Raw genomic sequence first — 8,636 nt, 5'->3', positions numbered from 1 at the left:
TGTTTTACCTGCTCTTTAATCTTACCCTTTATTTGTTTTATGTTGGCTTTTAGAGCTTCAACCGTAGGGGCAATTGTAGGGAGAATTTGGGAAACAACAGATTTAATAATATAAGAAAATATCTGCTTTTGAGATTTATCCTTTCCACCAAGATTTTTTAGATGAATCCCTTTTAATATCACTTGCTTCTTTAATCCCAAATCTGGGAAAATAGCCTCTACCTGAGCATTTCTAATAATCAAATCTCTAATTAATATGTGTTTTTGTGTTTTCTTTTTTGATATTACACCTTTAGTCTTATTATTACTCACTTTTGTTTCACCGGCAATATTTTTTTGAAATACCTCTAAATTGCTCTTTTTTCCCCTATATTCATAGACAATGTATGGTGAATCTATATAAATTTCATCGATTATAACCATATCTTTAAACACGGACATTGGTTCGAACTTGATAGCCATCTTTTTTACTTTAAAAAGATATGAACTGGTAAAACCAGCAGGATTTCCTACGGAAAGGTTTAACAATTTACCCTGTCCAGAAAATAAAGAAACCTTTGCCTTGTCTAACCCAACACTTGTTTTAAGAACCTTAGGTCCAATCCTTTTAATTCCCTGCTCTATTATCGTATGTAGTTTAAGATATAAAAATAAAACAACGATACCTACACCTACAATCAAAATTGACAAGATAATAACCAGGTTTTTCATTTTATCCCCTTTTTTAATTACCCTATAAAAGTTATTATGCATAAAATCCTTTTTTGTCAAAATGATAATCCTATGTTTCTTAGGAAATCTCCAATGGTTATAATCTACTTTGCTAATTTCAAAAAAAACTTGACAACAAAGGCATAAAGCAATAATTAGACGAATAAAACTTTTTACGAACATTCAAATATAAAAATGAACAACAAATCCAAAAATAAACCCATTACCTCTAAGATGGAGGATTATTTAGAAGCAATTGTTACCCTTGAAGAGAAAAAAAAGGCTGTGAGGGTCAAGGATATTGCTTCTAAAATGGGAGTGAGCATGCCTACTGTGACTAGTATGCTAAAAAATTTATCTAAAGCCAAGTTGGTTGAATATGAAAAATATGAATATATAGAACTAACTGACAAAGGTAGGGAAATTGGGAAAGAAATTCAAAGAAGACATAGGGCATTAAAAAAATTTTTGCACGAGATACTTGGGATAGAAGATGCAGTTGCAGAACAAGAGGCATGTAAAATGGAACATGCTGTTAGCACCTCCACACTGGATAGGTTTGTAGATTTTATGAATTTCATAAAATCGTGTCCCAGAGCAGGAACCGAATGGTTAAAATATTTTCATGAATATATAAAACGTGGCAAAGACGAGGCAACCTGCGAGAAATACAGGAAATATTTAGACGACATTTATAAAAAAATAAGAATAGAAATAGTGGGGGATTAAAATTATGACGAAGCTGACCAATCTTAATACAGGAGATGAAGGGACACTTATAGATATAGAAGGAGGAAGGGGAATTAAATCTAAACTTTTCAACCTAGGATTAACCCCAGGAATAAAAATAAAAATAATATCAAAAAATGGATGGGGGCCAATTGTTTTAAAAGTCAGAGATGGGAAAATAGCCATTGGGAGGGGTATGGCTGAAAAGATTTTAATTAAGTAGCCCCTGAAAGTTTATTTTATAAAATAATGCATATATCCAATTATTGTTATAGTAGCACTCACTACAAGTCCCAATGTCCAGAACATAAATCTATCCAAGCGACTTGTTATTTGCTCAAACCTTTTATCTACCTGTTCAAATCTCTTGTCTACTTGCTCAAATCTCTTCTCAATTAATTCGAATCTTTTATCAACTTGCTGGAATCTCTTATCTATTTGCTCGAATCTCTTATCAACCTGCTCAAATCTCTTGTCAATCTGTTCAAACCTTTTGTCCATTTGTTCCAGAATAATTTTTATAAGTTCCCTTTGATGTCTTAGTTCTTCTTCGATCTTTACTACCCTTTCATAGAGCTCAAAGTTAGAGATCACAGGTACATCTAATTCTTTTTGTTTATTCCTTTCTTCCTCTAATAATTCCTTCACAATATCATAAATTATTGGTTTAAATTCATTAAAATCAATGGATTCTATTTGCATATTTTTTGTCTCCTTCTAATTTTCTTTAAATAGCTTCAGGTGGGAAGGTAGAATTTTTCGTGTCAAAGTCTTAAAAAACGAAAATTAGAAAATAGTCTTTTATTCTTTAAGGCAAAAGAGCTCATAAAAATTAATTATTGCAAACCTTGCGAAAAAAATCAAGAATATGTTGACTACACGCCAACTCAAGGGGTTTATTAACCCAAAATTTATGGTATAATATAAAAAATAATAATAAAAAGTTGACATCATCTGAAGTTGCGTTTTATTTAAAAGTGAGTCGTATCCTAAAAAAGGAGTTGTACTAAATTAACCTTTATCTGGAGGGAATAAAATGATAGACACAAGTTTGTTACTAGATGATATAAAATTTGCCAGAGAAATGTTAAAAAAGGATAAATTTTCAAATTCTGATATGGTTTTTATTTTAAGAAATATTTACAAATTCAAATACTACCCTGTGGCAGTAAAATATTTCTACAAGGATGAAGAAATTGAAGAATTCAAAAAAAATAATGACTATGAAATAGCATTAAAACCTTTAACATTTTGCCATTATGTAGCTGCTTCAAGACAGGAAGGACATATTTTGTTTTCTGAGAAGGATAAAATGGGTTGTTCCAATGCCAAATTTGTCCTGGGGTGGAAGGAATTTGATGACTCAGAAATTAAAGGACACTTGAAATATACCAAAGATAAAGAACAGGCCATTAGATTTGTAAAGACCAAAAAAAGGCTAGAACCAGGTCTTAAGGCATTTGCAACTGCCCCTTTACATAAGGCCAAGTTTCAGCCAGACGTTATACATATGATGTGTGATGTATTACAATCATATCATATAGGAAATGACTGGGATGCTGCATTTGATACACATCCTTTTGAGATGATAATGACAATGAATTCATCTGTATGCCATGGATGTGTTTATACCTATGTTACACAAAAACCTAATATAACCCAGATGTGTAGTGGAAGTTATACTTCTGGAAAGACTGAACAGGGCGAAATAAATGTTATTATGCCATACTCCCATTTAGAACCTACGTTAAAATGGACATTGGAAAGAATTATAAGAGATGGAGGAGCATCCTATCCAAGAACTGGTCATACTTATCCAGGTTATGATGTCTGCAAATTATGCCCATTTCTTATATTTAAGAAAGGGAAAAACTAGAAAAAAAGGGGCTATAGGCCCCTTTTTTACTAGTTTTTTTGTCTTTTAAATTCTCTCCTCGCCTCTAATACAGAACTCACATACTGCCAAATGGTTTTTGTCATAAAAAATAAAAGAGCTACTACAAAATCTATCCCCACAGCGCCCTTTATTTTATTTTTAAAAAAATAGCTTGACAATATAATATAGGGCGAAAACAAAAGAAAAAAAGAAGTAGAAAAAATAATTAATTTTCTAAAAAATATTTTCCAATAGAGTTCATCTGCCATTTGATTTAAGCCCTTATATGCTTCTTTTTCTTTTGCTGCAAGGGCCAGGATCATTAGCTCTTGATAATGAGCTACCTCTTTTTCTTTTTCTACAATCTCTTTTATATGTGACGCAAATATCCACCCAACAAATTTATATGTTAATCTTTCTACAAGTAAAATAACACCAAATGTAACGATGATATATATTATTACAAAATAATTCATTTTATTTAAAAATTTTAATTAGCCCAGGTCCTAAACGACATGGGCTAATTTTTATATTATGCAGGAGGCAATTTTATTCCCCAAAAACCAGCCAGGATATATCTGAGCCCAACATAAAATGCCAAGACCCCAAAAAGTCCGTACATAAATCCCATAGGAAGATATTTTTGAGTCCTTGGACCTATATATGAGCCAATCAAAATACCAAACCAACCAACCACCACTGCAATTGGGAATACCTGTCCTTTTGCCAACCAGCTAATAACTCCTGAGACCTGATTTGCAATAACTGCCAGCGCAGAAATACCAGGGGCAATAAACATTGGAAGTCCAATAAAGGTCAAAAAAGGAACCAGCAAGAATCCACCGCCAACACCAATCATTGTGGCGATAAATCCTACAAATAAACCAAAGACAAAGGGAACATAGTGTTTCACTTGAAAGTGTTCGTTAAAAAAGTCAAATTCAGCAGCTTTGGATGTGAGCTTTAAATTTTCAACTCCTTCTAATTCATGTAATCTGCCCTGGGACTTAAGTTCCTGGACCCTCTTTTTAAACCGCTCAGCTGCTGCCTTTCCTGCAGATTTTTGGGCCTTTGCATGGGGAGTTAGTTGATAGAACATATATAAAGAGACCAGGATCGTACAAATTCCAAAAAAACCTTTGTACAGTTTAACACCCAAAGCACCACCTGTTAGCCACACTGCCAAGGGTGCTCCTATGATCATCCCAAGACCTAGAGCTATACCAGCAGGCCAGACCAACCTCTTTTGAGTATACCAGTTAATAGTACTGGAAGTTGAATTAACCACTGTAAGGAGGGTATTTGAAAATCTGATGTTATCTGTTACAAATTTTCCAGCATCATGGTAACTACCGATTTTAACAGGGGTACCTTTAAGTGTGCCTGCCCATTTTCCTATACCCAGAATTGATAGATGCCCTACTCCAGCCATGATACCACCAAAGGCACCTACTGAAGAAAATATCCACCCCACCCAAATACACCACAAAAAATAGACAAGGGCGCTTATGTGGTATGTCTGGCCTGCAACTTCTAACCATTTAATCTCCAGCATAATTCCCTCCAACAGATTTTAAAGGTTTATATCTCCACAACAAACTTTTCTGTCTCTTCATTCCATTTTGCCCATATCATGTAACATATCATAATCAAAATAATTAATAGTACACTGGGGAGATATCCAATATGTGCAGGTAAATACACCTTGGAGCCTAAAAGTTTTTTAAATCCAGGATGGGCATCTGTAAACTTTTCAAATAAGGACATGGTAAGAGAAAAGGTAATCACAGCCACTATCAATTTTGATTGTCCTTCACCACACCTCCAAACAGATCCAGAACCACATCCTCCAGCTATGACCATTCCAAAACCAAAGATAAGGCCTCCAACAAGGGCTCCCAACCACACTGCGTTTACCACATAGATGTGCTCAGGCCGAAGACCTGTATATTTTATAATGGCAAATCCAATGGTTGATATAATTACTGCACAAGCCATAGCAATTGGATAATCTGCTTCTCCAGTCATAAAAGGCTCTCTAAAACACCTTACAAAACAAAATCTGGTTCGCTGGATTATTACTCCAAAACAAACCCCACAGAAAAGGAGTCCACCCAGTCTTGTTAACCCCTGAGTTGAGTAATAATATACCCAAAACAAAATCAAAATAAAAATAAGCCAGCCTAAATAGGGCTCAATATCTCGTAGACTCTTTCCCTCTCCAGTTGCAGTAGGGGTAGCTGATGCTGAAGATGGCAGATGTTCTAATTCCCAATATAAATACCTGATTCCTAAATTTGCGCCTACAATCAGACCAATCATCATCAAGATACCACTAAAAGATAGGGCACTGGTTGCTGAAAAAAATCCACCAACATTACAACCACCAGCCATTGATGAACCTATACCCATTAGTATTCCACCAACTATACCCTTTATTATTTCTAAACCAGGTGCCCTCTGAAATGCAAATTGTTTAGACAAAAGAGCTGAGACAAATGCCCCCAATAAGAGTCCTAATGTAAGTAAAGAACTAGAGGACATAAGAGGACTTACAGGTTTATGACTATACAAACCAATTAAGTAGAAAAAATTATCTGCCCAGTTTCTAAGTCCCCCTGCAACTCCCCAGGGTCTAGACCATGCAAAAGTAAGGACACTTAAAAAACCGATTAACATAGCACCAATATAAACAGGCCAATTTCTGTAAAATATCTTTGAGTATCCAGATCTTATAACTTGCATCCATACGCTACTATCTGCCATATGCTCCTCCTGGAGTGCCAAATATTAAACTAACACCCTTCATCATCTTCAATAACAAATCCCTCTTCCTGCTTGGGCTTGGTTTCTTGTTTGGGCTTTTCTACTTCTGGGGCTGGCACTTGTGTTTCAGATGGTGAAATCTCTTTTCTTACAGATACATCTGGTGCTATTAATCCCTGATTTTTCTCCACTTTTTCTGCAAGGGCAAATATTGATGCCAGATCATAAAATCTCCACGCCTTTTCATTTGAGGGATCAGCCTTTATTGCCTTTTTGAAATATTGTTTTGCATCTAAATACCTTCCTCTCCAATAAGATTCTTGACCAAGCCTTAACATCTTTTCACATAACTCTTTATTCTGTTTTGATACGCTAATATCTTTATTACCAAAGGCAACAGGAGTTATAAGGCATATAAAAATTATACCAATTATACCCCTATAAAGAAAGTCCTTCATCTTGTCTGCTCCTTGTAATCCAGATTTCCAAATAAAAAAGCCCCCATTATTACGGGGGCCTTTTTCTCATTTAACTCTTTAAAAAAGCTCACTCCACATCCTGATCTTATAGCCGTGTTTCTCAAATTTGGACGGATGCTGCCTATATCTTGTTATTTTAAATTCTCCTGTCCACCAGTTCACAAATGGATATCCTGCCTTTGCCCATGCAAGTACTCCACCATCAACTGCATAAACATTTTTATATCCATACCTGATTAACCATGCAGCAACATAGGATGCCCTATGTTTTGTCCTGCAAAATATGATGATTTTTGCATTTGGATCAGGTATCTTTTTGGGAATTACATACATGTGTCCAGCCTGGATGTGATCTGTTCCCTCAATGTGAAAGGCATTGAATTCTGCATCGGTTCTAACATCAATCAAATAAGCATTACTTTTACCCTGTTTTCTCTTAAGCCATTCTTCATGCAACTGTTGAGCCGTTATCCAACGACTTTTGGGAATAATCTTACAAAATTCATTGTGTACCTTTTTCTCATTGGCCTTCATAGGATTTTTAGCAAAGGCCATGGAAGATAAACCCAAAACAAAACAAAACCCAATAATCAAGCTAAGCCACTTCTTCATACCTCAAACCTCCTTTTTTGGATTTTTAAAACCTTAACCCCGTCACTCCTCAATTTATCATCACGTAAAAAAATGTAATCGTGGCGCTTAATTGTGTCAACTAAATAAGACTAATTTTTTATTAACTTAATCAAATAATTTATTTCATCAGAAGAAATATCAACAGGAGGCATGAGTGTTAACTCTTTAATAGACCTGGGATTTTTAAGCCAATCACCTAAATTTGTCTCATTTATCTTAACTGATTTTTGGGGATAAAATTGGGTAAAAAGGCCTGATAGGTTAGGTCCAATGTTACCTTTACCCAGTCCCCCTCTAGTCTTTGTTAATATCTTGTGACACATACCACATTTACGAGAAAAAATATCTTTTTTTTCAAAAGACTCAAAATGGACATAATAATACTCTCTTTTATGCATTTTTGTGGAATAAAAGATCGCCCTTAATATCACATTTATTATCTTTACTATCTGATCATCCCTAAATTTAAACTCTGGCATGTACATTGGGGGATTTTTTATAAAATCAACTAGCTTGGTTATCTCTATATCATCAGGCAGAAGGTCAAGGGGAGTTGCAAGAAAATTTCCTTTACCTGAAATTCTATGACACCTTAAGCAACCTGCCCTTTGGATCAATTTATTTCCCTGTCTTAATATCTTACTCTTTTCAAATCTAAAATATGCATACCTACCTGGAATGAGACCATAGTGGCCTATTTCTTTTCTAGAGGATTTATCTATTCCCCTATGGCAGGACCTACAACTTTTATAGGAAAAATAATGACCCACATGACAATCTAAACAATGATTTTTAGGAGAAGAACCTCTTGTCTCAACAACAGAGACAAAAAAAATTATAAAAAAAATCATTAAATCTTTAACTGCCAATTTTCTCCTCTAAAAAACATGCCTATTATTGTTAAAATAAAAATGATTAATATAATAGATGCAAAAATTAAATAAATTATTTTAAGTTCTCTATTAAACCACTTTGCATATTCTACTTGAACCTTTTTTATAAAAGGCAGACAAAATAAAAATATAGAACCAAATATAAGTAAGTACACAAAATTTAAAGAATGGCTAATCAATTCCTGAATCCATATTAAAAACCATGCTGCTTTGATTGTATGTTTAACCACATAATAATTGCCAGGTGCACCAAGGGGAGCAGGAAATGTCAAACTTATAAAAAAAAGAAATACTATGTAAATTAGACTCGATATCTTTATTAAAGAAAATAAATAAGTAGATGATGCCAACTTATTTCCCCTTTTTTTATTCATAGATATGGAAGTACTCCTTTGTTTTTTCTAATTATGTATATGTGCAAAATACAAAGTATAAAAACAATTAATGGAATTATAAGGACATGGAATATAAATACCCTTACAAGGGTAATCTTGCCTGCAAATCCATCCACAACAAAAAGCTTATATATAAACCTTGTAAAAATTGTGTG

General features: G+C 34.1%; 13 protein-coding genes. 3 read left to right on the top strand and 10 right to left on the bottom strand.

Annotated elements, in window-relative coordinates; genetic code table 11:
- The coding region (locus tag ACY2V1_RS02805) for an AsmA family protein (protein WP_461833279.1) at nt 1–710 on the bottom strand (710 nt) is incomplete at its 3' end.
- A gap of 195 nt (nt 711–905) precedes the next feature.
- On the opposite strand from ACY2V1_RS02805, the gene ACY2V1_RS02800 reads away from it, so the two are divergent.
- Nucleotides 906–1,439, top strand: coding sequence for a metal-dependent transcriptional regulator (locus ACY2V1_RS02800; RefSeq protein ID WP_461833278.1), 534 nt, complete (start codon nt 906–908; stop codon nt 1,437–1,439).
- A gap of 4 nt (nt 1,440–1,443) precedes the next feature.
- A complete protein-coding gene (locus tag ACY2V1_RS02795) occupies nt 1,444–1,662 on the top strand; it encodes a FeoA family protein (protein WP_461833277.1) in 219 nt (72 codons plus the stop codon).
- Between the two features lie 11 nt (nt 1,663–1,673).
- Here ACY2V1_RS02795 and ACY2V1_RS02790 read toward each other — a convergent pair whose 3' ends face one another.
- A complete protein-coding gene (locus ACY2V1_RS02790; protein ID WP_461833276.1) occupies nt 1,674–2,141 on the bottom strand; it encodes a hypothetical protein in 468 nt (155 codons plus the stop codon).
- Between the two features lie 334 nt (nt 2,142–2,475).
- On the opposite strand from ACY2V1_RS02790, the gene ACY2V1_RS02785 reads away from it, so the two are divergent.
- Nucleotides 2,476–3,315: a DUF169 domain-containing protein gene (locus ACY2V1_RS02785; protein WP_461833275.1), complete on the top strand. Its 840-nt coding sequence runs from the start codon at nt 2,476–2,478 to the stop codon at nt 3,313–3,315.
- A 29-nt stretch (nt 3,316–3,344) separates the two neighbouring features.
- Here the strand turns inward: ACY2V1_RS02785 and ACY2V1_RS02780 are convergent, their stop codons facing one another.
- From ACY2V1_RS02780 to ACY2V1_RS02745, 8 genes are all read right to left on the bottom strand, one after another.
- Nucleotides 3,345–3,791, bottom strand: a complete 447-nt coding sequence (locus ACY2V1_RS02780) for a hypothetical protein (RefSeq protein ID WP_461833274.1) — start codon at nt 3,789–3,791, stop codon at nt 3,345–3,347.
- A gap of 56 nt (nt 3,792–3,847) precedes the next feature.
- Nucleotides 3,848–4,870: a sulfite exporter TauE/SafE family protein gene (locus ACY2V1_RS02775; RefSeq protein ID WP_461833273.1), complete on the bottom strand. Its 1,023-nt coding sequence runs from the start codon at nt 4,868–4,870 to the stop codon at nt 3,848–3,850.
- 26 nt (nt 4,871–4,896) lie between these two features.
- Entirely contained in the window at nt 4,897–6,081 is a 1,185-nt protein-coding gene (locus ACY2V1_RS02770) for a YeeE/YedE thiosulfate transporter family protein (protein WP_461833272.1), read from the bottom strand.
- A 29-nt stretch (nt 6,082–6,110) separates the two neighbouring features.
- Nucleotides 6,111–6,539 (bottom strand): tetratricopeptide repeat protein, encoded by a 429-nt coding sequence (locus tag ACY2V1_RS02765; protein WP_461833271.1) that lies wholly within the window; start codon nt 6,537–6,539, stop codon nt 6,111–6,113.
- A 78-nt stretch (nt 6,540–6,617) separates the two neighbouring features.
- A complete protein-coding gene (locus ACY2V1_RS02760) occupies nt 6,618–7,172 on the bottom strand; it encodes a rhodanese-like domain-containing protein (RefSeq protein ID WP_461833270.1) in 555 nt (184 codons plus the stop codon).
- Nucleotides 7,173–7,282: 110 nt separating this feature from the next.
- Entirely contained in the window at nt 7,283–8,062 is a 780-nt protein-coding gene (gene extS / locus ACY2V1_RS02755) for a selenite/tellurite reduction operon c-type cytochrome lipoprotein ExtS (RefSeq protein ID WP_461833269.1), read from the bottom strand.
- Nucleotides 8,044–8,460: a hypothetical protein gene (locus ACY2V1_RS02750; RefSeq protein ID WP_461833268.1), complete on the bottom strand. Its 417-nt coding sequence runs from the start codon at nt 8,458–8,460 to the stop codon at nt 8,044–8,046. Before ACY2V1_RS02750 ends, extS begins: the two co-directional genes overlap by 19 nt.
- Nucleotides 8,457–8,636, bottom strand: a 180-nt coding sequence (locus tag ACY2V1_RS02745; RefSeq protein WP_461833267.1) for a cytochrome b N-terminal domain-containing protein, incomplete at its 5' end; no start/stop codon positions are given. The genes ACY2V1_RS02750 and ACY2V1_RS02745, both read right to left, overlap by 4 nt.

This window comes from Desulfothermus sp., from assembly GCF_053993635.1.
The sequence above is the reverse complement of the archived record's forward strand: the minus strand, read 5'-3'. Positions and strand labels throughout refer to the sequence as shown.

Excerpts from the sequence above, each read along its gene's own strand:
- ACY2V1_RS02800 (WP_461833278.1), top strand. The coding sequence starts at position 906 with ATGAACAACAAATCCAAAAATAAACCCATTACCTCTAAGATGGAGGAT.
- ACY2V1_RS02795 (WP_461833277.1), top strand. The coding sequence starts at position 1,444 with ATGACGAAGCTGACCAATCTTAATACAGGAGATGAAGGGACACTTATA.
- ACY2V1_RS02790 (WP_461833276.1), bottom strand. The coding sequence starts at position 2,141 with ATGCAAATAGAATCCATTGATTTTAATGAATTTAAACCAATAATTTAT.
- ACY2V1_RS02785 (WP_461833275.1), top strand. The coding sequence starts at position 2,476 with ATGATAGACACAAGTTTGTTACTAGATGATATAAAATTTGCCAGAGAA.
- ACY2V1_RS02780 (WP_461833274.1), bottom strand. The coding sequence starts at position 3,791 with ATGAATTATTTTGTAATAATATATATCATCGTTACATTTGGTGTTATT.
- ACY2V1_RS02775 (WP_461833273.1), bottom strand. The coding sequence starts at position 4,870 with ATGCTGGAGATTAAATGGTTAGAAGTTGCAGGCCAGACATACCACATA.
- ACY2V1_RS02770 (WP_461833272.1), bottom strand. The coding sequence starts at position 6,081 with ATGGCAGATAGTAGCGTATGGATGCAAGTTATAAGATCTGGATACTCA.
- ACY2V1_RS02765 (WP_461833271.1), bottom strand. The coding sequence starts at position 6,539 with ATGAAGGACTTTCTTTATAGGGGTATAATTGGTATAATTTTTATATGC.
- ACY2V1_RS02760 (WP_461833270.1), bottom strand. The coding sequence starts at position 7,172 with ATGAAGAAGTGGCTTAGCTTGATTATTGGGTTTTGTTTTGTTTTGGGT.
- ACY2V1_RS02750 (WP_461833268.1), bottom strand. The coding sequence starts at position 8,460 with ATGAATAAAAAAAGGGGAAATAAGTTGGCATCATCTACTTATTTATTT.